General features: G+C 64.3%; 22 protein-coding genes and 1 tRNA gene. 11 read left to right on the top strand and 12 right to left on the bottom strand.

What is annotated here, in order from left to right; all coding sequences use genetic code 11:
- Positions 1-2: 2 nt before the first annotated feature.
- The gene (glmS, locus tag XH80_RS27385; RefSeq protein WP_271601241.1) at positions 3-1829 is read right to left on the bottom strand and encodes a glutamine--fructose-6-phosphate transaminase (isomerizing); all 1827 of its coding nucleotides are present in this window, start codon (positions 1827-1829) and stop codon (positions 3-5) included.
- Positions 1830-2052: 223 nt separating this feature from the next.
- Here glmS and XH80_RS27380 point away from each other — a divergent pair, with 223 nt between their 5' ends.
- On the top strand, positions 2053-2274 hold the full coding sequence (locus XH80_RS27380) for a hypothetical protein (RefSeq protein ID WP_057755420.1): 222 nt from the start codon (positions 2053-2055) through the stop codon (positions 2272-2274).
- 6 nt (positions 2275-2280) lie between these two features.
- On the opposite strand, the gene glmU is transcribed toward XH80_RS27380, so the two are convergent.
- On the bottom strand, positions 2281-3636 hold the full coding sequence (gene glmU, locus XH80_RS27375; protein ID WP_271601322.1) for a bifunctional UDP-N-acetylglucosamine diphosphorylase/glucosamine-1-phosphate N-acetyltransferase GlmU: 1356 nt from the start codon (positions 3634-3636) through the stop codon (positions 2281-2283).
- A 180-nt stretch (positions 3637-3816) separates the two neighbouring features.
- Between glmU and XH80_RS27370 the strand changes: the two genes are divergently transcribed.
- Positions 3817-5280, top strand: a complete 1464-nt coding sequence (locus XH80_RS27370; protein WP_271601240.1) for a hypothetical protein — start codon at positions 3817-3819, stop codon at positions 5278-5280.
- A gap of 395 nt (positions 5281-5675) precedes the next feature.
- Positions 5676-6056: a hypothetical protein gene (locus XH80_RS27365; RefSeq protein ID WP_027534560.1), complete on the top strand. Its 381-nt coding sequence runs from the start codon at positions 5676-5678 to the stop codon at positions 6054-6056.
- Here XH80_RS27365 and XH80_RS27360 read toward each other — a convergent pair.
- The gene (locus XH80_RS27360) at positions 6016-7575 is read right to left on the bottom strand and encodes a glycoside hydrolase family 17 protein (RefSeq protein ID WP_271601239.1); all 1560 of its coding nucleotides are present in this window, start codon (positions 7573-7575) and stop codon (positions 6016-6018) included. The genes XH80_RS27365 and XH80_RS27360 overlap by 41 nt on opposite strands.
- A 329-nt stretch (positions 7576-7904) precedes the next feature.
- Between XH80_RS27360 and XH80_RS27355 the strand changes: the two genes are divergently transcribed.
- The 3 genes from XH80_RS27355 to XH80_RS27345 all read left to right on the top strand — a co-directional run bounded on the left by XH80_RS27355 (position 7905) and on the right by XH80_RS27345 (position 11768).
- The gene (locus tag XH80_RS27355; RefSeq protein WP_271601238.1) at positions 7905-8501 is read left to right on the top strand and encodes a beta-1-3, beta-1-6-glucan biosynthesis protein; all 597 of its coding nucleotides are present in this window, start codon (positions 7905-7907) and stop codon (positions 8499-8501) included.
- A 210-nt stretch (positions 8502-8711) separates the two neighbouring features.
- The gene (locus XH80_RS27350; protein ID WP_271601237.1) at positions 8712-11378 is read left to right on the top strand and encodes a glycosyltransferase; all 2667 of its coding nucleotides are present in this window, start codon (positions 8712-8714) and stop codon (positions 11376-11378) included.
- A gap of 314 nt (positions 11379-11692) precedes the next feature.
- Positions 11693-11768: transfer RNA gene (locus tag XH80_RS27345), tRNA-Lys, on the top strand.
- Positions 11769-11840: 72 nt separating this feature from the next.
- Here the strand turns inward: XH80_RS27345 and XH80_RS27340 are convergent.
- The 5 genes from XH80_RS27340 to XH80_RS27320 form a co-directional block, all read right to left on the bottom strand.
- Complete coding sequence (locus XH80_RS27340; protein WP_271601236.1) at positions 11841-13481, bottom strand: hypothetical protein; 1641 nt, start codon at positions 13479-13481, stop codon at positions 11841-11843.
- Positions 13482-13491: 10 nt separating this feature from the next.
- Positions 13492-15246: a hypothetical protein gene (locus tag XH80_RS27335; protein ID WP_271601235.1), complete on the bottom strand. Its 1755-nt coding sequence runs from the start codon at positions 15244-15246 to the stop codon at positions 13492-13494.
- A gap of 358 nt (positions 15247-15604) precedes the next feature.
- Positions 15605-15829 carry a hypothetical protein gene (locus XH80_RS27330; protein WP_271601234.1) on the bottom strand — a complete coding sequence of 75 codons (225 nt, stop codon included), beginning with the start codon at positions 15827-15829 and terminating at the stop codon, positions 15605-15607.
- A 78-nt stretch (positions 15830-15907) separates the two neighbouring features.
- Positions 15908-16051 (bottom strand): hypothetical protein, encoded by a 144-nt coding sequence (locus XH80_RS27325; RefSeq protein WP_271601233.1) that lies wholly within the window; start codon positions 16049-16051, stop codon positions 15908-15910.
- Positions 16052-16254: 203 nt separating this feature from the next.
- On the bottom strand, positions 16255-16932 hold the full coding sequence (locus XH80_RS27320; RefSeq protein WP_333968848.1) for a hypothetical protein: 678 nt from the start codon (positions 16930-16932) through the stop codon (positions 16255-16257).
- A gap of 282 nt (positions 16933-17214) precedes the next feature.
- Here XH80_RS27320 and XH80_RS27315 point away from each other — a divergent pair, with 282 nt between their 5' ends.
- Both XH80_RS27315 and XH80_RS27310 read left to right on the top strand, forming a co-directional pair.
- Entirely contained in the window at positions 17215-17385 is a 171-nt protein-coding gene (locus tag XH80_RS27315) for a hypothetical protein (RefSeq protein WP_167354010.1), read from the top strand.
- A gap of 83 nt (positions 17386-17468) precedes the next feature.
- Positions 17469-17711, top strand: coding sequence for a hypothetical protein (locus tag XH80_RS27310; protein ID WP_271601231.1), 243 nt, complete (start codon positions 17469-17471; stop codon positions 17709-17711).
- Between the two features lie 680 nt (positions 17712-18391).
- On the opposite strand, the gene XH80_RS27305 is transcribed toward XH80_RS27310, so the two are convergent.
- Together XH80_RS27305 and XH80_RS27300 are read right to left on the bottom strand one after the other, a co-directional pair.
- Entirely contained in the window at positions 18392-18784 is a 393-nt protein-coding gene (locus tag XH80_RS27305; protein ID WP_057755621.1) for an NUDIX hydrolase, read from the bottom strand.
- A gap of 140 nt (positions 18785-18924) precedes the next feature.
- Positions 18925-20031, bottom strand: coding sequence for an AI-2E family transporter (locus tag XH80_RS27300; protein WP_271601230.1), 1107 nt, complete (start codon positions 20029-20031; stop codon positions 18925-18927).
- 256 nt (positions 20032-20287) lie between these two features.
- Here XH80_RS27300 and XH80_RS27295 point away from each other — a divergent pair, with 256 nt between their 5' ends.
- Complete coding sequence (locus XH80_RS27295; protein WP_220004323.1) at positions 20288-20515, top strand: hypothetical protein; 228 nt, start codon at positions 20288-20290, stop codon at positions 20513-20515.
- Between the two features lie 14 nt (positions 20516-20529).
- Here the strand turns inward: XH80_RS27295 and XH80_RS27290 are convergent, their stop codons facing one another.
- Positions 20530-20775 (bottom strand): hypothetical protein, encoded by a 246-nt coding sequence (locus XH80_RS27290; RefSeq protein WP_271601229.1) that lies wholly within the window; start codon positions 20773-20775, stop codon positions 20530-20532.
- 266 nt (positions 20776-21041) lie between these two features.
- Between XH80_RS27290 and XH80_RS27285 the strand changes: the two genes are divergently transcribed.
- Together XH80_RS27285 and XH80_RS27280 are read left to right on the top strand one after the other, a co-directional pair.
- Complete coding sequence (locus XH80_RS27285; protein ID WP_271601228.1) at positions 21042-23084, top strand: acetoacetate--CoA ligase; 2043 nt, start codon at positions 21042-21044, stop codon at positions 23082-23084.
- 109 nt (positions 23085-23193) lie between these two features.
- Positions 23194-23496, top strand: a complete 303-nt coding sequence (locus XH80_RS27280) for a hypothetical protein (RefSeq protein ID WP_271601227.1) — start codon at positions 23194-23196, stop codon at positions 23494-23496.
- Between the two features lie 4 nt (positions 23497-23500).
- Here XH80_RS27280 and XH80_RS27275 read toward each other — a convergent pair whose 3' ends face one another.
- Positions 23501-23719: a hypothetical protein gene (locus XH80_RS27275; protein ID WP_271601226.1), complete on the bottom strand. Its 219-nt coding sequence runs from the start codon at positions 23717-23719 to the stop codon at positions 23501-23503.
- Positions 23720-24052: the final 333 nt, after the last annotated feature.

The raw sequence follows: 24052 nt of genomic DNA, 5'->3' as shown, positions 1-24052 counted from the left end.
GCCTATTCCACGGTCACCGATTTCGCGAGGTTGCGCGGCTGATCGACGTCGGTGCCCATCACCACAGCCGTATGATAGGCCAGCAACTGAACCGGAACGGCGTAGACCATCGGGGTGAAGGCCGCGGCCATGTCGGGCAAGACGATGGTGACGAGCGAATTCACCGTCGCTTCCGCCGCCCCCTTGGCGTCCGTCATCAGGATGATGTTGCCGCCGCGGGCGGCGACCTCCTGCATGTTGGAGACGGTCTTCTCGAACACGCGATCGTAGGGCGCGATGACGACAACAGGCATGGTCTCGTCGATCAGCGCGATCGGGCCGTGCTTGAGCTCACCGGCGGCATAGCCTTCGGCGTGGATGTAGGAGATTTCCTTCAGTTTCAGCGCGCCTTCGAGCGCCAGCGGGAAGCTGGTGCCCCGACCGAGATAGAGCACGTCGCGGGATTTTGCGATCCGGTGCGCGAGCTTCTCGATCTGAACCTCATTGGTGAGCGCATCCGACATCAGACGCGGGATCTCGACGAGGCCGTGAACGAGCTTGGTTTCGTCCTCATCGGACAATACGCCGCGCGCTTTGCCCGCGGCAATGGCGAGGTTTGCCAGCACCATGAGCTGGCAGGTGAATGCCTTGGTCGAGGCGACGCCGATCTCGGGGCCGGCCAGCGTCTGCAGCACGGTCTCGCTCTCGCGCGCGATGGTCGAGGTCGGCACGTTGACGATGCCGATGGTGTGCGCGCCCTCCGCCTTGGCGTAGCGCAGCGCCGCCAACGTGTCGGCGGTCTCGCCGGATTGCGAGATGAAGATCGCTAGATCGCCCTTGCGCAGCGGCGCTTCGCGGTAGCGGAACTCGGAGGCGACATCGACCTCGACCGGCAGGCGCGCAAAGCGCTCGAACCAGTATTTGGCGACGATGCCGGCATAGCTCGCGGTGCCGCAGGCCGTGATGTTGATGCGCTGGATATCCTTGAAGTCGAACGGCAGCTTGACCGGCAGCGAGACGCGCTCGGTCGCCATGTCGACATAGCGCGCCAACGTGTGGCCGACCACTTCCGGCTGCTCGTGGATCTCCTTCGCCATGAAATGGCGGTAGTTGGCCTTGTCGACCAGCGAGGTCGAGGCGGCGTGCTTGATCTTGTCGCGTTCGACGGCCTTGCCGTCCTTGTCGAAGATCGTGGCGCTCTTGCGGGTCAGCACCACCCAGTCGCCATCCTCGAGATAGCTGATCGTGTCGGTGAACGGGCCGAGCGCGATCGCATCCGAGCCAAGATACATCTCGCCGTCGCCATAGCCGATCGCGAGCGGCGGCCCGTTGCGGGCGCCGATCATGAGGTCGTCGTCGCCGGCGAAGATGAAGCCGAGCGCGAAGGCGCCGCGCAAGCGCGCCAGCGTCAGCTTGACTGCTTCCACCGGCTTGCTGCCGCGCGTCAGGAGATCGTCGACGAGGTGCAGCACGATCTCGGTGTCGGTCTCGGTGTGGAACACCGTGCCCTTCGTCTCGAGTTCCTCGCGCAGCTCGCGGAAATTCTCGATGATGCCGTTATGCACGACCGCGACGCGATCGGTCGCATGCGGATGGGCATTGTTGACGGTCGGCTTGCCGTGGGTGGCCCAGCGGGTGTGACCGATGCCGGTGGTGCCCAGAAGCGGCTCAGCTTCCAGCCGCTTCTCCAGGTTCTTCAGCTTGCCCTCGGCGCGGCGGCGCGCGAGGTGCTTGCCTTCGAGCGTGGCGACGCCCGCGGAATCGTAGCCGCGATATTCGAGACGTTTGAGCGAATCCACCAATTGCTCCGCAACCGGCTCGCGCCCGAGAATGCCGACAATCCCGCACATGCGGATCAATATCCCCCAAATCGTCGAAAAATCGCCTAAACGACGCGTTCGGTTTTTAGCCAAGTTCCTAAGGAACCAGATACTCAACAATTATGACCGATTGCGACAAGCGTCCGCTGACGGCAATCCCGGGTCCCGTATCGATGTGACCGGCTTTTAACCTCGCACATTAACCCGACGTCAAGAAGTTTGGCCAACGATTCCCGCCCAGGAGATCAAGGCCATGAAAGCCACCACGTCCGACCGCAAAGGCCGGTCATCGCTGTATATTCGTGCCAGTGAGACCTCCGGCACGCACCTAGCGCATTGGCCGCCGCCCCAGCGCGGCAAGGAAAGCAAGCCTGTCTTCATCAAGCATCCCGAAGGCGAGCCGATCAAGCGCGCCAAGCCGCGCGGCTGGCGCCTGACGCGCGCGATCTTCTCCGAATTCGCCGACGACGAATAACGCGTCTTATTTTTCAGCCTTCTTCCCGCCGCTCTTCATCTCGCGATAGCGCGCCGCGCCGCCTTCCCTGATGGTCTGCTGGCTGCGCTCGAGCGCCATCGCATCGTCAGGCACATCTTTCGTGATCACAGAACCCGAGCCGATATAGGCGCCGTTGCCGATCTTGACCGGGGCGACCAGCGAGGAATTGGTGCCGACGAAGGCGCCCTGTCCGATCACCGTCTTGTGCTTCTTGAAGCCATCATAGTTGCAGGTGATGGTGCCGGCGCCGATGTTGGAGGCGGCACCGACGGTGGCATCGCCAATGTAGGAAAGATGGTTGACCTTGACGCCGGCCTCGAGCGTCGCCGCCTTGGTCTCCACGAAATTGCCGATCCGCGCGCCGTCGCCGAGCGACGTGCCGGGCCTGAGCCGCGCATAGGGCCCGACCGAAACCTTCTTGCCGAGCGTGGTCTCGACGATATGCGAGAAGGAATGGATCACGGTGCCGTCGGCGATCGAGACGCCGGGGCCGATCACCACGAACGGCTCGATGGTGACGTCCTTGCCGAACACGGTGTCGGCGGCGAGAAAGACAGTTTCGGGGGCGATCAGCGTCACGCCCGCATCCATCGCGGCCTTGCGCAGCCGCGTCTGCATCACGCCCTCCGCTTCCGCAAGCTGGGCCTTGGTGTTGATGCCGCGCACTTCGTCCTCGCTGGTTTCGATCACCACGGACTCCCATCCATTGTCGTTGGTCACGCCGACCGCATCGGGTAGATAATACTCGCCCTTGGAATTCGCATTGCCTATTCTGTCGAGGATCGCGAGCGCGCGGCGGCCGTCGATCGCCATCACCCCGGCATTGCACAGATCGATCTTGCGCTCATCAGTGCTGGCATCGGCATGCTCGCGGATCGCCACCAGGCGATTGCCCTCGACGATGAAGCGTCCGTAGCCTGTTGGATCCTTGGCGCGGAAGCCGAGCGCGGCGATCGCGGCCCCGCCGGCAAGCGGCGCGCGCAGCCGCGCAAAGGTCTCGGCCGAGATCAGTGGCGTATCACCGAAGGCGATCAGGACGTCATCCACGCCGCGCGCAATCGCCTTTCGCGCCGCCAGCACCGCATGCGCCGTGCCGAGCCGCTCGGCCTGCACGAAGATGAGCGCATCGGGGCGGATACGCTTGGCCTCGTCCGCGACCGCCTGATGATCGGGGCCGATCACGACCGCAAGCGCTGTGCCGGTTCCCTGCGGAGCGGCGCCAAGCACATGGGCGAGTAACGACTGGTGAGCGACGGAATGCAGCACTTTCGGCAGGTTCGATCGCATGCGCGTGCCCTCGCCGGCGGCGAGCACGATCGTGAGGCTGGAGCGGATGGTCATCGCAATCCTGTCAAATACGGCCGAATCGATCATCACATCGGCGGGCGGCACGCCGACGCCGCCTGAGCTTTCAGCCTTGCTACCCCCGCAAACGCCCGGAATTCAAGTGCGCGTGGGTTTTCCTGTTAATGTTCCTTGATTGATTCGGGGAAGCCAGACAGGGCTGGGCACTTAACGTTCATGGCAAGGGATTCCGACCCACTGGCGGATGCCTTCGGCGACAAGGAGACCGGCGGGCTGTTCTCCGGACTTTTGGCCGAGGAAGGCGCGTTCGATCGTCGTTTGCTGTGGCGGCTGGGCTCGTGGGGCGTCGCCGCGGTCGGCGCCGTCGTGGTCGCCGTGATGGCCAACCAGGCCCAGCTCGGCTGGCGGCGCGACCAGGTCGCCTCCGCCGACCTCGCCCGCCAGTCCGACCAGATTCAGGTGCTGACCAAGCAAATCCAGCTCGAAGCCCGCCGCTTCGCCTCCGCGATCGAGACGCTGAACACCGATCGCGACCGGCTCTATTCGCGCGTCACGGTGCTCGAGCAGGGGCTCGATTCCGTCACAGGCGCCATCGCCAAGCAGAACGCGACATCGCAGCCAGCGCCAGCCTCGAAGCCGCAGGACGTTCCCGTCGCCCCTGCACAGCCCCCGGCCCCGGCACCGGAGGTCGCACCGGTTGCCTCGACGGCCGCCTCGCTGGTCGACAGGCCGCGCGTCACGTCCGCCAAGGAGCCCAAGGACGTCGCGAGCAAGGACAGTTCGAGCAAGGACAGCTCGAAAGAGGCTGCGAAGGATCAGCCGAGCCCGTCGCCACAGACAGCGGCTGCCGCCTCGCTGGTTCAGCAGGCGCCGGTAACGCCATCGGCAGCGCCGATGCTTCCGCTGCTGCCATCGAAGTCGATCATGGCACCGCCCGATCCTGCCGCGTCGAAACTGATCCAGCCGGAGCCAGCCGAGAAGGCCGCCGACAAGAAGCCCGAGCCGGCGCCAGCTCCGACCGAAGTCGCAGCAGCCAAGCCAGCTGAGGCGATAGAAGCCGAGGTCCCCGCCATCGCTGTTCAGCAGACGCGCTTTGCCATCGAGCTCGGCGGTGCGAATTCGGTCGACGGCTTACGCGCGCTCTGGCGCGGGCTGAGCAAGTCCAACCCCGAGATCGCCGCACTCCGGCCCATCATCATGATCAAGGAAGGCACGAACGGTCTCGGCATGCAGCTCCGCCTCGGTGCAGGTCCCCTGATCAACGCCGCCGCCGCGGCAAAGCTCTGTGCGGGCCTTGCCGAAAGCGACCGCCATTGCGAGACCACGGTGTTCGACGGCCAGCGCCTGTCGATGCGCGGAGGCTCGGACAAATCCCAAGAAAAGTCCCAAGAGAAATCCCAAGACAAATCCCAAGACAAATCCCAAGAGAAATTCCAGGAGAAATCCCAGGACAAGGGGTCGGAGAAGAACTCCGAGAAGGCGCAAGACTCCGTGCCGCAAGCCGAGACGGCCCCCGCGCCCGCGCCGACCGCCAAGCCCGACAAGCATCGCCGCAGCTACTCCTCCAAACGCTCAAAGCGCGAGGAGCCGGCGCCCGCGCCGCAACCAGCGCCGGCCGCAGCCAAGCCACCGGAGACGGCGTCGGCGGGATCGACGATATCATCCTTCTTCAGGCGATAGGGCTATCAGGACGCTTGATTCATGAGCCGGAGCTCAGCGTCGCGTCAGCGACGCGTTCGGCTAAAAGGCCGTCAGCTGGCTGATCTTGATCACCGCACAGATGATCATGCCCCACAGCGCAAAATTGATCTGCAACGCTTCAGTCATTGCCAATCCTCTCGCGTCCTCCTCAGCGCGCTCTGGAACGAGGGTGATCCGCTCCTAATCGAATCAGCAGTCACGCTCGGCGCGTTCACGTCGAACGTTAGGCCGGGTCGAAACTTTCGCAAATCCGTATCGCTACGGTTCCGAGGCGCGGAGTGCAGCAAAAAAGCCAGCGACCCGAGGGATGCCCCCGGTGTAAAAATGCCCCGCCCCCTGTTGCTCCCTCCCGCCATCCCGACCATATTGCCGGCATGACAAAGAAGCCGTTTCGCCTCACGCCCTATCAGGTCCAGTTTCTCATCGTCGTCGGGTTCGTCACCGTCGGCTGGGCGCTCTATGTGCGCTATCTCGCGATCGAGTTCTCGCAAGTCGCGCTCGCATGCGACGCCGGCCTGCAGACCATGATCTGCAAGGCGCGCTCGGTATCGACGTCGCTGTTCAAGAACTCGGTGTTCGGCATCGTCGCGCTTGTCATCGCCACGCTGAACCTGATGCGGCCTTCGATCGTGCTGCTCACACTCGGCGTCGTCGCAGCCGGCCTCGGCATCGTGCTCTACAACATCGTGCTGTCGGGCCTTGCAATCGGCCTGCTCATCCTTGGCTTTGCTCGGCCCGCGCCCGCCACAGCGTGAGCGCGAACAAGAGATAGATCGCGCAGGTCCACATCGCCTGCCAATTGTCGCGGCCTTCGTTCAGAAGCACGTAGACCGCCGACACCGCCAATAGCCCCGCGAACACCGCTTCCGCGATCGGCCGCGCGCCGATCTGCGGCCGGTTCAACATCAAGAGCGCGAACGGCACCACCGCCATCGTCAGCGAGGCATAGGGGAAGTCGCGGTAGCGCGGATCGAACACGAAGCCGAGCGCGGTCTCGGCCGCGATCACCGCCGTCACCGCCAGGGTCAGGCCGAGCACGGCCGAAAGCTTCGACCATTTGCGTCCCTCGCGCGGCCCGAGCAGGTCGAGGAAGCTCGGCAGATTGCGACCGATCACAAGCGCCTGCGCGCAGAAGATCGGCGAGAAGATGCCGGCGAGCAGCAGCGCGCCCCATTGCAGCCAGCCACCCCAGCCATAGCTCTCGTAGTACATCTTGTCGGCGGCGATCCCGAGCAGGATGCCCGCCGATGTCGCGGAGATGCCGACGGCGAGCCAGGCCGAGAAGCGCGGCGTCCAGGGCCGGCGCCGCAGCGTGATGAGGGCGACCGCGAACACCAGCACGCTGAGGCCCATGCCTGACCCCATGTACCATTTCCAGAGGGGGAAATTGCTGATCGGCTCGCCCGGCGGATATTTCAGCTGGCGCCGCACGGAATCGAGCAGACCCCAATAGCCGCCGACGGTGCCTTCCAGCCGCCGCTTCCATGGCTGGTCATAAGCCTCGATGAGATTGACGCGAAACTTCAGCGTCTTCGCAAGCGCCAGAATCTCCGAGACGACGCGCGCCTGGTTGGTGCGCGACGGCAGCGCGCCTTCGCGCATGCGGCCCTCGCTCGGCCAGCCGGTTTCACCGATCAGGATTTCCTTGTCAGGGAACGCCACCGCCATCCGCTCGCGGATCGCCTCAACATGGGACGAGGCGAATTTCGCCTTCACCGGCATGTCCTCCCAGTAAGGCAGGATGTGAATGGTGACGAAGTCGACGGCGTCATAGACCTCGCGGTTCTTCAGCCAGTATTCCCAGACGTCGGCATAGGTCACGGGCACGGTGACCTGCGCCTTCACCGAGCGGATGATCGCGATGAGATCCTGCGTCGTCATCTCGCCGCGCAGCAACACCTCGTTGCCGACGACGAGCGCGGAGATGGTGTCGGGGAATTCCTTGGTGAGGCGGACCGCGGTCGCCACCTGCGCAAAGTTCTTGGCACGGTTGCTGCCGAGCCAGATGCCCTGGATCACCTTCAGCCCGCCGACCTTGGTCGCAACCGCCGGCACCTGGTCGAGCCCGTTCTCAATGGAGTAGGTGCGGACGCAGTCGGTGATCTCCTTGAGCTGGCGCAGATCCTGCTCGATCTGGTCGGCCTCGATCTGAGTCCACGCGTTCAACGGCGTCTGCTCGCCGCGGAACGGCGCATAGGAGACGCATTGGACCTTGTCATTGGGATCGATGGGGGCGCGCGCGAGCGTGATCGGCGTGGCAAGCCACCACCACACGGCAGCAATCGCACCCAGTGAGACGAGCAGGAGCGCCAGTGGCGTACGAAGTGAAATTTGTTCCGTCCTCCGCGAAGGGTCCGTCGATTACCCGCTCGCACGCCGTCTGCCAAGGGGGGACCGGGGCCGCACGCGCCCTCTCCCCGACGAATTAGGCTGCGGCGGTTCGACCATTCCCTAGGATCGTGACTTTGCTGGACAAAAATCCAAATACAGGCCAATGGATTTCGCGGGACTTTTCCGCCGCATTGGAGACCCATTTGGACGCCATCACGACCGGCGTCCGCGAGGTCCTCCCGCGGGCGGACGGCTGAGACATTGGGGAATTCATGCGGCGACGGGTGTTCGAGTTACGAAATGCGGTCCTGCGGCAGTTCGCCGCCTCGTTGGCCGTTTCCTCCCTTGTCCTTCTGGCCGGCCTCGACGGTGCCTCCGCCCAGAGCGGGACGCCCGCCCCCGACCAGGGCAAGGCCGCTGCCCAGCCTGCCGACGCCGCCAAGGACGCCACCGCCCAGAACCAGCGCCGCACCGACGAATTCGCCGAGGCCGCCCAGGCCATCAACGGGCCGGCCGGCAATCCCGAATGCGTCTGGCTCGGCCGGCGTGTGGTGCGGCTGATGTGGCGGGATGACCTCGATACCGCGTTCCGCCATCTCGACCTTTATGATCGCTTCGGCTGCCCCGGCGGCCACATCCAGGCTGCGTTCCGCTGCCTGACCCGCTTCGGCGCCCAGATCGATCCCAAGGTCGCCGAGACCCTGGACAGCCGCGTCCACGCCTGCTGGATCAATCCAGCCGCCCAGCCGCAGCAGGCGGCGGCTGCAGCCTCCCAGCCTCCGGCGCCCACGACCGGCAATTCGCAGCCACCCCAGCCGCCCGCGAGCCCAGCACCTGCGGCAAGCCCCTCGCCCGCGCCCCAGAAATAGCCGCGATCGTTTCACCTGTCGTTCAGGAACGATCGGCGATAGCTGGGGTTGGCACTGCCGCTCCGAAAAGGCCATGCCCTCATAAGGACATGAGGCCATGACAGTTGAGAAACCGCGCGGCAGAGGTATGCTCCCTTTGCCGCGGACTCGGTCGGATCTCGGGGTCGGATCCGCAGCCCTGCCATTTCAGCCCCTATTGGTTTAGCCGCGATGCGCGTTGTCGCCGCCGTTCTGTTGCTCGTGTCCGTCCTTCACGCCGGCATCTGGGGAGTCCTGCGCGACCGGGAACCCGCGCCTGACTTCAAGGGCCTGTTGCCGAGCGTCTCCTACGCGCCGTTCGAGGGCTCGGCCCATCCTGATATCGACAACATTCCGACCATCGAGAAAATCCGCTCAGACCTGAAGACGCTGTCGACGATGACGCGCGCAATCCGCCTCTATTCGTCGACGGGCGGTGTGGAGCTGGTGCCGCCGATCGCCGCCGAGTTCGGCCTCAAGGTCACCGTCGGCGCCTGGATCGACAAGGACCCGGATCGCAACGAGCGCGAGATCAAGGCCGCGATCGAGCTCGCGCGCAAGAACAGCAACGTCAACGGCGTCGTCGTCGGCAACGAGGTGATCTACCGCGGTGAGCAGAAGGTCGAAGACCTCATCGAGATGATCAAGAAGGTGAAGAGCGCGGTGCGCGTGCCCGTCACCACCGGCGAGATCTGGAACATCTGGCGCGACAATCCCGACCTTGCCTCCAACGTCGATTTCATCGCCGCGCACGTGCTGCCATATTGGGAGAACTTCCGCTCGGACCAGGCGGTCGATCAGGCCGTCGACCGCTACAACCTCCTGCGCAACCTGTTCCCGGGCAAACGCATCGTGATCGCCGAGTTCGGCTGGCCGAGCGCGGGCTACAATTTGCGCAACGCCGACCCGGGCCCGTTCCAGCAGGCGCTGACGCTGCGCAACTTCGTCAGCCGTGCCGAAGCCATGGGCATGGAATACAACATCGTCGAAGCGATCGATCAGCCCTGGAAATATTTTGAAGGCGGCGTCGGTCCGTACTGGGGCATCCTCAACGCCAGCCGCGAGCCGAAATTCGCCTGGACCGGCCCGGTCGAAAACCCTGATTATTGGAAGCTGATGACGATCGCGCTGCTGGTCGGCATCCTGATGTCGTTGCCGATCCTGCGGCTGGAGCAGCCGACCGCAAAACAGGCCTTCCTGCTATCGGCCACGGCCAACGGCGTCGGCGCCTGGGCCGCGACCGTGTTCGCATTCTGGAACGGCCATTATTTCATCTTCGGCTCGGCCTTCGCGCTGACGCTCGGCATGATTCTCCTCGTTCCTCTCGTCCTCATCGCGATGGCCCGCATCGACGAGATCGCGGCCGTCGCCTTCGGCCGGCCGCCGCAGCGGCTGCTCACCAAGGGCAAGGCGATCGAGAACGTGCCGGAGAATTACTATCCGAAGGTCTCGATCCATATCCCTGCGTATTACGAGCCGGTCGAGATGCTCAAGCAGACGCTCGATGCGCTGTCGCGGCTCGACTATCCGAACTACGAATGCGTCGTGATCATCAACAACACGCCGGACCCGGCGTTCTGGCAGCCGATCCAGGATCATTGCCGCGCGCTCGGTGAGCGCTTCAAGTTCATCAACGCCGAGAAGGTGCAGGGCTTCAAGGCCGGCGCGCTGCGCATCGCCATGGACCGCACCGCCGTTGACGCCGAGATCATCGGCATCCTCGATGCCGACTATGTGGTCGAGCCCGACTGGCTCAAGGACCTCGTGCCAGCCTTCGCCGATCCGCGCGTGGGCCTGGTGCAGGCGCCGCAGGAGCATCGCGACGGCGACCTCTCGATCATGCACTACATCATGAACGGCGAATATGCCGGCTTCTTCGACATCGGCATGGTCCAGCGCAACGAGCTCAACGCCGTCATCGTGCACGGCACGATGTGCCTGATTCGCCGCGCCGCGATGGACATGGCCGGCGGCTGGTCATCCGACACGATCTGCGAGGACTCCGATCTTGGCCTTGCGATCCAGGAGCTCGGCTGGACCACCCACTACACCAATTATCGCTACGGCAAGGGGCTGCTGCCCGACACCTACGAGGCCTTCAAGAAGCAGCGCCACCGCTGGGCCTATGGCGGCCTGCAGATCGTGAAGAAGCACTGGCGGCAGTTCCTGCCCGGACGGAGCCGGCTGACGCCCGACCAGAAGCGCGAATACGGCCTTGGCTGGCTCAACTGGTTGGGAGCCGAAAGCCTCGGCGTGGTCGTGGCGCTGCTCAACCTCGTCTGGGTGCCGATCGTCGCCTTCGCCGACATCGCCATTCCCGACAAGATCCTGACGCTGCCGATCATCGGCGCCTTCATCGTCTCTCTCGCGCACTTCCTGTCGATGTATCGCGCCCGCGTCGCGATCAAGCCCGGCCAGATGCTGGGCGCCATGATCGCCGCGATGAGCGTGCAATGGACGGTGTCGCGCGCAGTCGCGCAGGGCCTGATCACCGAACACATTGCGTTCGCCCGCACCTCCAAGGGTGGCCTCTCCAGGATGTCGATCGAGTTCCAGGCGTTCTGGGAGGCCGTGATCGGTGTCCTGCTTCTGGTCGGCGCCGGCGTGCTGATCGCCTCCAACTCTTTCCGGCAGATCACCGAGATCTATATCTTCGCCGGCGTGCTGGTGCTGCAGAGCCTGCCGTTCCTGGCCGCGGTTGCGATCGCGATCCTCGAGCTCAGCCGCATCAACTCGTTCCAGTTCTGGCGCGACAGCGCGATCCGCACCGCCGAGCTGATCGGTCTCCGCCCCGTCGCCCTGCCGGGGCCAGGCAACGCGCAGGCCGTGCCGAGCGAGGTGCAGCGGGAGGCGAACTGAGGGGGCGGATCGGCACCCGCTCCCCCCGCGAATGAAAGTTATGAGGTGTTTGGGCGTGGATGACGCCCCGCCAAACAGGTTCAAAACCTCGGCCTAAGCGGTGGAATCGCCAAGCAAATCCCCGCCTCTGCCGCGTGTTTCGGCAGCCAGCCTCGCTATTGACCTCAGCGCCTCATCCCCCTACACAGCGCGGGCCGAAAGCATGATCCGGAAACAGCCGGTTTTCCCCGCGACGCAAACTGAAGCGCAGCGGCAAGACATGCTTCTCGAATGTCCGAAGACGATGGCGATCTCGCAGCCATCAGCGGCCATGGGAGCGCGTAGCTCAGCCGGTAGAGCACGTGACTTTTAATCACGGGGTCCTGGGTTCGAGCCCCAGCGCGCTCACCAAGCTGAAATCGCTATTGATAATTTGACTCCGAGTGTCACAGCGGGGCTCGATTGTTGGAATGCCTCGCCCCCTCACCGCTGCACCTCAAAGCTGCCGCGCACCTTCGCGCAGGCGAGCCCGACCGTGTAGACGTGGATCCCCTCGATCACGCAATGGTCGGGATGGAGCGACAGGAGCCCGATCGCATTCGCGTCGTCGAGTGCCGTGGCCGAGCGGACGACGATACAGGGATAGTCCGCCGCGAGCTTCGCATAGCTCTCAGGACGGAAGTTGTTCTTGAGGACGTGCGTATAGGTGTTGTGGTCCAGCAGCGGCACTGTGAAGGCGCTGGCGTAGGCCGCCGAAAACCTCTCTCGCATCGCCTGGTCGCCCCAGAGCTGCAAGGTCATGTCCCAGCCGTGGTTCATGTCGTTCTCCGGCGCGCGCACGAACATGCCGGAAACATTGGCGCAGGCGGGTCCGGCCGCGAGGACGGCCTTCGAGAGCCTCGCCCCGACCGCGTTCAGGGCCGACCATTCCCGCGCAAGAGCGCTGGCCCCGATCAGCGTCGTCACGCTTGTGACGGCGCACAGGCAGCCCGCCAGCAGGTTCGGCGCGATCGGCCGCAGCGTCGGCACCAGCCGCCTGAGCTGCACCAGGACCAGCACCAGCACCCCCCCGGTCTGGACCCACGGGACCAGCATGTAGTGAAGCGCAAAATGCTTCGACGTCGCCACAAGGTGCGCAGCATAGATCAGGGCAGCGGCGCCGAGCGTCAGGCTGAGCGGATCGCGCCAGCTCCGGGTCCTAACGCTCCAGGTCAGCGCCGTGCCCGCAGCCGCCATGTAGACCCCGAACACGAGCGGCGCGGCTTTGATGATCTCGGCCATGTTCGACCAGAACGATGCGAAGTCAATGAACCCGCGCTCGCCCTCGCCATACTGCCCTTTATGCGTGGCGATCTGCGCCAGCCATCCGAAGCCGCGCGTGATCGTTCCCGGATTGAAGATCAGATTGAAGCCGATAAAGCCGACCGCACCGGAAATGGCGGCGGCAACGAAGGCGCGCCGGTTTCCGAGCAGGCACACGGCGAAAAGGGCCTGCGGGAGATAAAGATATTTGGTCGAGAACCCCAACGCGAAGATCACCCCCGCGACGACACCGAGGCCGGTTGCCGGCGGCTTCTCGTCGAGCGCAGTCTTGATCACGATCGCGATCCCGAATAGTGCGATCGCCGCCAACAGGCTTTCCGGAGCGAGCATCGTCTGGAGGTGAAACACTTCGGGATGCACGAACGCGCCGGCCTGAAACAGCATCGCAGCGATCGCGCTCTGCGTCGTCCGTCCGACAATGAGCCCGCCTGCAAGCAGCGCGCCGGCAAGCACCAGCGCCTCGCTGGTTCGCGCTGCCCATGTGATCGCATCGTAATGCTTGAGCCCGAACGCGACGATGTCCTCGGCCCGCGACATCAGGCCCCACACCCTGATGATCAGCTCGACGAGCAGCGTCGTCGTCGTTCCCGGATGGTCGAACTTCATCGAGCCGTATCCGGCGGCCGCCACGAGTCCGTTCATCGTGTAGGCCGATTCCGGATCGACCGGAAGACCCCAGACGGCCTGCCACGACGAATAGAGCAGCGTCGCCGCCAGGTAAAGCGACGGCAAGATAAGGATGAGTAGAGTCCTGGTCGACTGGCGAATGCGCACGTCCGGGAAAGAGGGAGTGTCAGACATGTACCGTGCTTCAAGTTTGGCCTGAGCGAACGAAGCACCGGACACCGGCACCGGCGCCGACAGGCTTTTCGACAAAGCCCGCGTCACGCATCCAGCGTTCCCGATCTGTCGTGACCGTGGCCGGATACAGGATCAGCAGAATCGGCCGGTCTGGGTGTGCGGCCAACGGGGCCGACGACGCACGGAAAAAATCATCCGGAGTGATCCTCAGACATTTCTCGGCGCCGCGGTTGAAATGAAAGGCGCAGGCCCAGCGCCATTCGGAGAAGATCATCAGGCGCGGACCAAGCTGCTGCATGAACGACAGCATCGGCTCGACCGGCCCGGGTTCTTCCGCCGCCAGCATTCGCAGCTCGATTGCGTTTTGCCGCTGGTGCATCCGTTCGGCGGTGAAGGTCATGCTGGCGCCAATGACCAGGGCCGACGCGACCGCGACAATAGTTGCGGCCAGACCATGTCGACTTGCGTAACCGCGGTTTGCCGCCGGGGGCTGCGGTTCTGATGCAAGACAAGACAGGGGGCGCTCCCGCGCGCTCGCGAAGCGCCGCAGTAACACGCCCGCGCCGGCGCTGGACGTCAGCGCGTACAGCGGCAGCGCCAGCGCGAGATTGCGCCGGTCATAGCTGAAATACACCGCCCATAAAGTGCTGAACGGAATATTGACGGCGAGCAGGATCCAGCGATAGCGCGCATTGAACAACACTGCGACATTGAGGGCAATGAAGCCCGCCAATCCAATCCCGATCACCGCGAACCTGCTAAAGCCGAGCAACGCGTAAACAAAGGTAATGGCGTCGATGGCGCGCGTCAGCTGGCTGCGGTTTTCATAGATGCCCTCGAACAGGTAGCCGAGTTCCGAGCTGTTGCTGCCATTGCGGATGGTCACGAAGGCATAGACGTAGATCGGGGCGCACAGCGCGATGGCCAGCGCCGTCCGCCAGGTCAGGGCGAGACCTTCCATGAACACGGGCGCCAGTCGCCGCTTTTCCTCGTAGGTCCAGCACAGGCACAGCAGCGGCACGGCGCCGATCATGTAGAGGCCGACCTGCTTGGTCATGGCCGCGCCGCTGGCCAGCAGCAAGGCCAGCGCAATCGCGCGCGGCCGCTCGTACGACGAAGCGAACAGCAGAATAGTGACCGTGCTGAGCAGAGCAAAGAACGCGACCGGGACGTCGATGAAATCCTGCACGGATGTGCCGCCGATGCCCCACCGCATCAGGACGAACGCGATCGGAATGCTCAGCAGCAGAACGAAATCGCGCGAGCGGACCGCGACGAAAGCCAGCGTCTCGAACGTCAGCAGCCAGAACACGAACTTGAACGAGGAAGAGAAGAACTCGACGGTCGAGTCGCCCATCAAGACATAAGGAACCGACCACAGCTGTGGGATGAGCTGGGGGTAGTGGTAAATCCGGTTCGGCAGCCGGTTGGCCGCCCAGTCCAGCGCCCACAAATTCCACTGTGCCACCGGATCGTAGCCGACCAGGATCGATCCGAACGAGGCGGCCAACAGGTTTAGCGTGTAGAGGAAAACCAGAACGGCGGCCAGACAGCTCACAAGCGGCAACGGCTGCAGGCGGCCGCCGGTCGGCTTCACGGCATTGCAAAGCCCGCACCAGGCCGCGCGAGCGCCCGTGGCAACCCTATCGAAGGCGAGCCTGCTGTCCTGGATCAGGGTTGCCAATGCCGCCGCCACCACGGCGCCGGCAATCACGCGGGCGACGGCCGTCGTGTAGATGCCGAACCAGACCGCGGATTCGACCATGACGCCGCTCGCGATCACGCTCAGGGCGAACGGGCCGGCCAGCGGCGGCAGCAGCCGCTCGATGCGAAATGCGCGGACGATCAGATAGCCGGGAGCAAAGGCCCCGAAGATGTAGCCGACCGCGCCCCAAAAGAATGTCATGGCAATCCAAGGCCGGCCCCGTGCCGGTCGGGAAGGGAGTTGCGTGCGCTTTAAGCAAATCAGCCCGGTCGCGGCAAGGCGGCTTCAGTTCGCGCCATCCGGATCGGCGGCGGTGCCGCGTCACTGTTTGCCCAGAACAACGAAGCCGTAGCCGGCGCGGGCCGAAAGCATGATCCGGAAACAGCCGGTTTTCCCCGCGACAAGCCAAATCAATGACTTACGGCAAAGTGGCGATCGGCCGAAAATACCCTGATGTCTGCGGTGTCTGCGTCGTGTCTGCAAACCGATCGCGGGCCTGCGCGTCGAGGATGGTGCCGCGATAATTGACTGCCAGCGCCAGCAATCCCGCGCGCTGCTCCGGCATGGCCGCCTGCCCTGCCAGCTGTTGGCAGATGCCCTCCATGCGCGCGAGTTCGTCGATGTCGTGCTGATGCCGTCCCATGTCGCGATCACCCGTGAAGCCCTCACGCGTGGATTTTGCATTTCTGCTGGGTGCGGTAAGATGTCCCCGGGTAGCCACTCACAGTTTGCTCTGGAGTGCATGATGCAGAACTTTGTCACCGGATGCGTTGTGGTCGCTGTGGGTTTTATGGTCTGGCTTGCCTACTCCCAAAAGCACCATCAATGCTGGAATGGGCACGTGCTCGAAGACTTGCACGAGCATGTGCTAACTCGTCAGCCTTGCGGATCCCTCAGTAGTTCCTCCATGTAGGAGTCCGCCGCTCGACGACTTTCGTCGCATCTTCGGCGGCAGCGTCACGCCGCCGATCCGCGCTGGCCAAATCTCTCTCAACCACGAATTCAAGTCGAGCTTCAGCGTGAACCCGCCGGTTCACGCAACATCGCCCCAGGCGATCTGCCCGCCCCTCAGCTCTCCGGCCCTGCAACCGTCGCCGGCGCACTGAGCGGAGCGCCACCGACCGACACCGGCCCGATCGAGACCGGCCCGATCGACTTCGGCTGCCGAACCATCCGCTTGCGCAGCAACAGCCGATCGCGCGCGCGCAAGCGCGGGATGGAGGCCGTGACGTCAGACATCATCGTGTTTTGCAGCGTGTCGATCTTCGCGATCAGCGTCGACAATTGCGGCGATATCTTCTTCACATCGCCGCGCTCGTCGGTGATGCTCTGGCGGAGCGACATCAGGGTCGTCGAATCCTGCTGACGCAGCGCCGTGTTCTGTTGCAGGGATGAACTGATCTCCTGCAGCGCGGCGGCCTGCTGCTGCTGGGCCGACTGGATTTCCTTCAGGGCGACGGCAACAGCATCGGGTTTCGGCGCGGGCTCTTGCTGGCGCGGAAACAGCGCGGCCAGGTTGCTGATGTCCGGCGAAGGCAGATCAAAGGGCAAGGTGTAGATGGCAGCGGAGCCGTTGATCGCCAGGGCACACACCGCGAAGGCCAGGACCGACTTCCGGCTGGAGCGCTTCAGCGGTACTGGAGCGTCCTGGGTCTCGCGCTCAGGCCGGGATTCAGATGCGGCGGCCGCAAGTGCCGCGGCGTCGAGGTGTTCGGCGAAGCCGAGCGTTTCGGATGTCGTGGTCATGCGCATTGACCTCATGAGCGAGCAAAAGGAGGCCGTCGCCGGAACGTCCTCTCGACGTCTCCTTTACGCAGCACTCACTTACACAACTGTCTAAAATTGTGAGCTTTTCGGATTAATTCCACGTTAGCGACGGGCATGTCCCGTGACCCCGGCCGATGACGTGGGCGCTGCGATGGACTTGCGGCGGCAGACGTTCAATTCCGTTCCATCCGCCTGATCCAAAAAAGCCAGGAGACATCAGACCCGAAAAGTGTAGGATTCGACAAAACTGGAGGGAACGGAATGTTTGAAATCACCGGTTTCGACACGGCAGGCGTCGTCAGCCTCAAGCGGGAGTCCCTCGCCGCCGCCCTGAAGAAGGCCAGGGAGCTGATCCAGGACGGGTGCCGCGACGTTCGGATCGTCGATCCCGATGGGCGGGTCCACACCTCCTTCGAGGAGCAGGCCGCCTAAGCCGCCTCACCCTCCCTCCCCAACGCATGCACCGTTGAGCGGCCCGACAACGGCCGCTAGGGTGAGCCTTTGCGGAGGCTCATTTGAAACAGGTCATTAGTGCTGTCGCAGTCCTAGCGCTGCTCTCCACCTCGTCTGCCCGCTCACAAGCCCTCGTCGATCCCAGCAAGGTGGCGCCGGAATACCGCGAGGCGGCCGAAAAGCGCCGCGCCGAGCAGATCCGCCAGCGCGAATGCGCGCAGAAGGCGGATCTGGTGAAGGTGTTGCCGCGAGACCGGACCGACTTTCTCATTCACTGCCTGGATGGGCAGGTGGCGAAGCAATAGCGCCTCGCACGGGATCGCGCGCCGGCGACGACAAAGCGGCAGCCGGCGTTGATGGTTTCTTCAGATGTTCGGCTCACCGTGGCTGCCGATTTCCATCATCATTGTCGCCGGCGCATGAGTTTCGTCCAGATCCAGTGCACGCGTTGCAAGACGATGTTTCGCGATCGCGCGGGACGGCTGCAGGACGGCTATTCAAGGCAATGTCCCTGTTGCGAGGTCGTGCTGTTCTTCGCTGACGACGCTCAACATCCCTTCATCAAGCGCGCGATGCAAAGCGCAAGGCAGGCGCGCAGAGAGCAGCGCGAAGCCGAGGCGATCAGGATCGCGGCGCCGGCAGAACCGCGTGTGGCGCCGCGGTCGAGGTCGTCATCGACGGGGCGGTCTCGGGTGCTGGGAAGATCGGAGTAGCGCCTGCTCGGCCTCCGACGTTGCCTCGATCCAGATCCCGGCGCTGCGGCAGTAGCAACAGTGGGCTGGATGCGAAAAACCCCAGTGCTTGGGGACACTGGGGTGTTTCAAAGACTATAAATTTCAGACTATAAATAAGTAAGGCAATGACACCTCTATAGCAGCCCTCTCCGTGGCGGCTTGTGAACTGGTTCACACCCGATGCGCGCCCGGTCGGACTCTTTGTCACACTCCTGGCTGCCACGCCCGCGGTTGTCGCACACCCCTCGCGGCTAGCTCCGGCGCGACTTCCGCGGAAACAGGCGATCCCTGATGTAGCGCGAGGTCGCGGTCAGGCGGATGCCGCGCGGCTTCTGCCAGGCTGCGCGGTCGATCTCCTTCTTATCGCCGATCGCAAGGCGTCCCTTGGCGCTCTTGGCGATGAAGATCGCGTCGCTCATCTTGCGGCCCGAACGCTTGTTCTTGGCCTTCACCTCTTTCCAGAGGCTGATCCGGCCGAGCTTCAGCTTCGGCAGCTCTTCCTTGATCTCGCGCCGCAGGCAGGCCTTCTCGGTTTCGCGCGCGCGCTTGCGGCCGCCCGGGAACATCCAGAGGCCGTCCGACCGTCTCCTGACCAACAAGACCTTGCCGCGCTTGGCGGCGACCAGCTTGGAAGACTTCGCCATTCCTGTCGCAAACCGAAAAAGAATCTGCGGCCATCGTAACTTGTCTAATTCATTAGACAAGTTACACGGCCGCCCTGAAGGCCACCGCCATCCCCAATTGTCCACACTCTGCGAAAAGCGTTTGGTCAGCGCCTAAGGCGCTATCGGACCTCGTCGGAAGCGGGTGATGCAGCCGTCCGCTTCCCCGTCTCGCTCCCGATCCACGCCGCCGCCATCTCCCACGCCACCGACAGGATGATCGGCCCGATGAACAGGCCGACAATGCCATGGGCCAGCGTGCCGCCGATCACGCCGACGAAGATGACGATGGTCGGCGTGTTGAGGCCGCGTCCCATGACGAGCGGCTTCAGCATGGTGTCGATGAAGCCGACGACGACGAAGAACACGGTGAGCACCAGCGCCGTGGTCACGTCCTTGGCGGTCCAGATCCAGATGATGACAGGCAGCAGCACGAGGAAGGCGCCGATCTGCACGATCGACAACAGCAGCACGAGAAAGGCCAGCAAGCCGGCACTCGGCACGGCCGCGAGCTTGAAGCCGATGCCGGCCAGCAGCGCCTGCACGATGGCAACGCCGATCACGCCTTGCGCCACCGCACGGATGGTGGCGCCGCCAAGCGTGAGGAAATGCTCGCTCTGCTCGGGCACGATGCGCGACAGGAAGCCGCGCCCGGCGGCAACCAGCCGCGGCCCGTGGGGAAACAGGAAGCCGGCCACGAACACCGAGACCAGGAATTGGAGCGTGCCAAGGCTGGCATCGCCAGCGAGCGTCAGCAGCGGTCCTGCCAGCGGCTGGAGATAGGGCGCCACCTCGCGCAGCACCGCGCGGATGTTGGTGTAGGCCTGGTCCCACAGCTCGAACAATGTCGGGCCGATCAGCGGCCATGACTTGATCTGTTCCGGAGCGGACTGCAGCGCGAGGTCACCGGTGCCGAGCTGATGCGCCAGCTCCCTGCCCCCGTCGACGGCACTCACGCCGAGCCAAGTCGCCGGGCCAAGGACGATGCCGAGCGTCACCAAGGTGAGGATGGCGGCTGCGGTCTTGGGCCGGCCGCCAAGCACTTTGGCCAGCCAGTTGAAGGCCGGATAGAACGCGACCGCGAGCACGCCGCTCCAGGCCAGGATCGGCACGAACGGCCGGATGATCAGGAATGTCCAGACGATCAACAGCGCCAACAGGCCGAGCCGGATCACCAGCTGGATGACGTCCTCGCCCGTCAGGAGCTGACGCAGACTTTTCACAGGCACGGCTTTCCTTGCGGCATCAACGCAGCTCCGGCGCTTGCGCGGCCCCGGGTTATTGCGAGCCCCGGGCCGGGCGTCAAGCCGGCCGGAGACGGGCTCGAGCCGCCGGGGTCCGCCAGATCCGGGAAATCCGGCAAGATCCGCCACGTGTGCCCGCATTGCCTAACGGCATTTAACCGGATTTCAGCCGACCAATTTACGCCGATGCAAAGGCTCGCGCCTATCCTTGCCGCAAGGTCCCAAAAACACTCGCGGTGCAATGGCCAATACCATCTGGACGATCGAAGAATTCACCTGCCCCGGTTGCGGCATGAACTACACCGCGACCCGGGAGGAGCATGCCGAGCCACACGCTGGCCAGTTCAAATGCAGCATCTGCAGCGGCGTGGTACACTCCTGGTCCGGCAAGCACCATTTCTTCGGCTGGCAGGCCGTGAAGTCCAAGCCGGCCGTGTTCGGCCGGCGCTGGGCCGGAGTGCAGTGGTAGCGCCGGCAGATCGCTTACCGGCGCACGCCAACGCGGTTGACGCCGCCATTCAGATTGGTCCCGCTCACGGTGCCGGCACGAACCGCGGCACGTGCAACAGGCCGCGGCCGTAGCACCACGCCAGCGCGTGCGACGCAGGACGGCGGATAATCGACATACTGGCAATAGACCACGGCCTTCGCGGGTGTCGGACTGAGGGTCACCCCCGCCGTCCCCAGCAGACCCGCAGCCGCAAGCGCTGCGACTGCTACTGACTTCATCGAACGACGCTTGCTCCGGCGCATGGCGATCCTCCCTCATTGCACGCGTGGATGATGATGGCTGCCGCCCCAGCCCGGCCAGAGGCAACGTGCGTCGCGGTGCACCGGCAATGTTGACCTAGATCAACGGTGGGTGCGGCATCGGAGCTGACCGAAAGCCGCCGCGGCCGCGATGTCATGCCTGCCATTCGGCGGACGATGCGCGGCTTTTGCTGAAGGGCGACACCGGTTAAGTTCGCCCTCTCCGCAACCGAAGCCGCTATGCAATGACCGCTCCTTTCGTCCCGCAGATTGCCCTTTATCGCGACTGGCTTGCCAAGCAGCGTGGCCTCACCTTCGCTGACTACGAGGCGATGCGGCAATGGTCGGTGCGGGATCTCGATGCGTTCTGGCGCAGCATCTGGGACTATTACGACCTGCAATCGTCAACGCCGTTTGCGGCCGTCATCACCGAGCGCAAGATGCCCGGTGCGGTGTGGTTTCCCGGCGCGCAGGTGAACTATGCGCGGCAGGTGTTCCGGCATGTGGACGCCGCGCATGGCGCCGGCCAGCCCGCGATCGTCTCCAGCGGCGAGGACGGCAAGCTCACGGAAACCAGCTGGCCGGAGCTCAAGCGCAAGGCGGCCGCACTGGCGCTGCATCTGAAGAACAAGGGGATCAAGCCCGGCGACCGCATCGCGGCCTACCTTCCCAACATTCCCGAGACCATCATCGCGTTTCTCGCGAGTGCCAGCATCGGCGCGGTCTGGAGCCTCTGCGCGCCCGACATGGCGGCGCCCGCCGTGATCGACCGCTTCAAGCAGATCGAGCCAAGAGTGCTGATCGCCTGTGACGCCGTCACCTATGCCGGGCGCAGGCATGACCGCAAGGACGTCGTCGCCGAGTTGCGCCGCTCGCTGCCGACGGTCGAGCATGTGATCCTGCACAGCGAAGCGCCCGCCGCACCGGACGCCCTGCTCTCGGACATCACCGCAAGGACGGGCACGGCGGTCGACGCCTTCGAGCCGATATGGCTGCCATTCGATCATCCGCTCTGGATCGTCTATTCCAGCGGCACCACCGGCCTGCCGAAGCCGATCGTGCACGGCCATGGCGGCATCGTCATCGTGGTGCTGGCGCTCCTCGGCTTACACAACGACATCGGCTGTTCCTATCACGAGAACTCGTTCGGCGAGCGCTATCACTGGTACTCGTCGACCGGCTGGATCATGTGGAATTCGCAGGTCGGCGGCCTGCTCAGCGGCACCACCTGCTGCATCTTCGACGGCAGCCCCGGCGGCACCAGGGACAAGCCCGACTGGTCCACGTTGTGGCGCTTCGTGGCGCAATCGAAAGCGACCTTCTTCGGCGCTGGCGCGGCGTTCTTCGCCAACTGTGCCAAGGCGGAGATCGACCTTACGGCCGCGGGCGATCTCTCCCGCCTGCGCTGCCTCGGCTCGACCGGCTCGCCGCTCAGCGCCGACACCCAGGCCTGGTTCAACGCGCGCTTCGCTGCGCTGTCGAAGCTCAACGGCAGCAAGGCGCAGGCCGATATCTGGTGGGCGAACATCTCCGGCGGCACCGATTTCGCCGGCGCCTTCATCGGCGGCAACAGGGAATTGCCGCAGACGCCGGGCGCGATGCAATGCCGCCTGCTCGGCGCGGCCGTGGAAGCCTTCAGCGAACAGGGCCGCGCCGTGACGGGCGAGGTCGGCGAACTCGTCTGCACCGAGCCGATGCCGTCGATGCCGCTCTATTTCTGGAACGACAGGGGCAACGCGCGCTATCTCGCCAGCTATTTCGAGACCTATCCCGATCATTTCGACGGCAGCGGCCGCGGCCCGGTGTGGCGGCACGGCGACTGGCTCAAGATCAATCCGGACGGCTCCTGCGTGATCTACGGCCGCAGCGATGCGACGATCAACCGGCACGGGCTGCGCATGGGCACCAGCGAGCTCTATTCCGCCATCGAGGCGCTGCCGGAGGTGCTCGACAGCCTCGTCGTCGACCTCGAATATCTCGGCCGCGAAAGCTACATGCCGCTGTTCGTCGTGCTGCGCGAGGGCGTCGCCTTGGATGGCGCAATGCAGGCGAAGATCAACAAGGCGATCGAGGCCCGCCTGTCACGCCGCTTCCTGCCGAATGAGATCTTTGCCGTCGCCGAGATCCCGCGCACGCTGTCGGGCAAGAAGCAGGAGCTGCCGATCAAGAAGCTGCTGCTCGGCCAGCCCGTCGAGAAGGTCATCAACAAGGAAGCGATGGCCAATCCGGCCTGCCTTGATTGGTATCTTGCGTTTGCCCGGGACTATCTGGCCCGAACCGCGGCCTGATCCCGGGCTGATCGGACCAATTGCGCCTTCGGCATTTGCACTCCGTTCATCGATGACAGCTAGACGGGTCAGGATCCCTGCAACGAGCAGCACGCCAGAACAGCACACTATGGCCGACCTCAACGCTGTCCTCACCCGGCTCAACGACCGCCTGCTTCGCCTCGAAGGCGAGCTGTTCGTGCTGCGCTCGCTGGCGCGCGCGACGCTGACGGCAGGCGACGACCACGCGGCGCGGATGCGCAAGCTGGTCGAGGCCGCCAAGGTTGCGCTCGATGACGAGGCCAAACGCGAGCTCGACAACCCCACGCGCAAATATGTCGATGCGGCAACCGCGCTGGTGGAGGAATTGCTGGTCGAGCCGACCCCGGCGCGACCGCTGTTCACCGTGATCGATGGCGGACGGCGCGACTAAAGCGTCAGATGTCCGTGGATTCAGCCTTCAGCCGGCTGAGACCTTCCTCGATGATCGCGATCTCCTCGTTGATCTTGCTGATCGGCAGGCTCAAATCGTACGCGCCTGACCTGCCCTTCAGGTCAACGGCGAGCCGCTGCCTGTGCATCATCAGCTCGTCGAGGCCACGGCGGTTCTTCAGCCGCACATAGGCGTCCACGATCTGCGCAATTGCGTTCGACATGACATCGGTCCCGGCAAAAATGCCCGCGCGGCGCACCCACGCCGGCGGGACATTTTTGGTGTCGCGGTACGCAATACAAATCCGCGACGGATTCGTCGATACGACAACTGGGTTGAGAACGTGTTACCGTTTGATGATCCGGTGCGGCGGACAACGAAAAGGCCGCTGCTCCGGCCCAAGGTCACAGTGCGGTTATGGAAGCACCGGAACGGCCAATGATGCGTTCGCCGCGTTCATCGGTCCTGTGCACCCCTGCATTGTTGATAACCGGTGCAAACGCCGCGCGGGTGGTGACAGGGCGCCCGGACGTGTTATCGGGGGATGACGCAGTTG

It is taken from the genome of Bradyrhizobium sp. CCBAU 45384 (assembly GCF_028128665.1).
Classification (GTDB): Bacteria; Pseudomonadota; Alphaproteobacteria; order Rhizobiales; family Xanthobacteraceae; genus Bradyrhizobium; species Bradyrhizobium manausense.
Note: the sequence above shows the minus strand (reverse complement) of the source record. Positions and strands in the feature narration are given on the sequence as shown.

What these genes read in the sequence shown, in the direction of transcription:
- glmU (WP_271601322.1), bottom strand. Translation starts at nt 3,636, where the DNA reads ATGACCATCCGCTCCAGCCTCACGATCGTGCTCGCCGCCGGCGAGGGC.
- XH80_RS27290 (WP_271601229.1), bottom strand. Translation starts at nt 20,775, where the DNA reads ATGAAGTCAGTAGCAGTCGCAGCGCTTGCGGCTGCGGGTCTGCTGGGG.
- XH80_RS27350 (WP_271601237.1), top strand. Translation starts at nt 8,712, where the DNA reads ATGCGCGTTGTCGCCGCCGTTCTGTTGCTCGTGTCCGTCCTTCACGCC.
- XH80_RS27380 (WP_057755420.1), top strand. Translation starts at nt 2,053, where the DNA reads ATGAAAGCCACCACGTCCGACCGCAAAGGCCGGTCATCGCTGTATATT.
- XH80_RS27325 (WP_271601233.1), bottom strand. Translation starts at nt 16,051, where the DNA reads ATGCTCGTGCAAGTCTTCGAGCACGTGCCCATTCCAGCATTGATGGTG.
- XH80_RS27315 (WP_167354010.1), top strand. Translation starts at nt 17,215, where the DNA reads ATGTTTGAAATCACCGGTTTCGACACGGCAGGCGTCGTCAGCCTCAAG.
- XH80_RS27340 (WP_271601236.1), bottom strand. Translation starts at nt 13,481, where the DNA reads ATGTCTGACACTCCCTCTTTCCCGGACGTGCGCATTCGCCAGTCGACC.
- glmS (WP_271601241.1), bottom strand. Translation starts at nt 1,829, where the DNA reads ATGTGCGGGATTGTCGGCATTCTCGGGCGCGAGCCGGTTGCGGAGCAA.
- XH80_RS27365 (WP_027534560.1), top strand. Translation starts at nt 5,676, where the DNA reads ATGACAAAGAAGCCGTTTCGCCTCACGCCCTATCAGGTCCAGTTTCTC.
- XH80_RS27330 (WP_271601234.1), bottom strand. Translation starts at nt 15,829, where the DNA reads ATGGGACGGCATCAGCACGACATCGACGAACTCGCGCGCATGGAGGGC.
- XH80_RS27280 (WP_271601227.1), top strand. Translation starts at nt 23,194, where the DNA reads ATGGCCGACCTCAACGCTGTCCTCACCCGGCTCAACGACCGCCTGCTT.
- XH80_RS27285 (WP_271601228.1), top strand. Translation starts at nt 21,042, where the DNA reads ATGACCGCTCCTTTCGTCCCGCAGATTGCCCTTTATCGCGACTGGCTT.
- XH80_RS27355 (WP_271601238.1), top strand. Translation starts at nt 7,905, where the DNA reads ATGCGGCGACGGGTGTTCGAGTTACGAAATGCGGTCCTGCGGCAGTTC.
- XH80_RS27320 (WP_333968848.1), bottom strand. Translation starts at nt 16,932, where the DNA reads ATGACCACGACATCCGAAACGCTCGGCTTCGCCGAACACCTCGACGCC.
- XH80_RS27275 (WP_271601226.1), bottom strand. Translation starts at nt 23,719, where the DNA reads ATGTCGAACGCAATTGCGCAGATCGTGGACGCCTATGTGCGGCTGAAG.
- XH80_RS27305 (WP_057755621.1), bottom strand. Translation starts at nt 18,784, where the DNA reads ATGGCGAAGTCTTCCAAGCTGGTCGCCGCCAAGCGCGGCAAGGTCTTG.
- XH80_RS27335 (WP_271601235.1), bottom strand. Translation starts at nt 15,246, where the DNA reads ATGGTCGAATCCGCGGTCTGGTTCGGCATCTACACGACGGCCGTCGCC.
- XH80_RS27295 (WP_220004323.1), top strand. Translation starts at nt 20,288, where the DNA reads ATGGCCAATACCATCTGGACGATCGAAGAATTCACCTGCCCCGGTTGC.
- XH80_RS27370 (WP_271601240.1), top strand. Translation starts at nt 3,817, where the DNA reads ATGGCAAGGGATTCCGACCCACTGGCGGATGCCTTCGGCGACAAGGAG.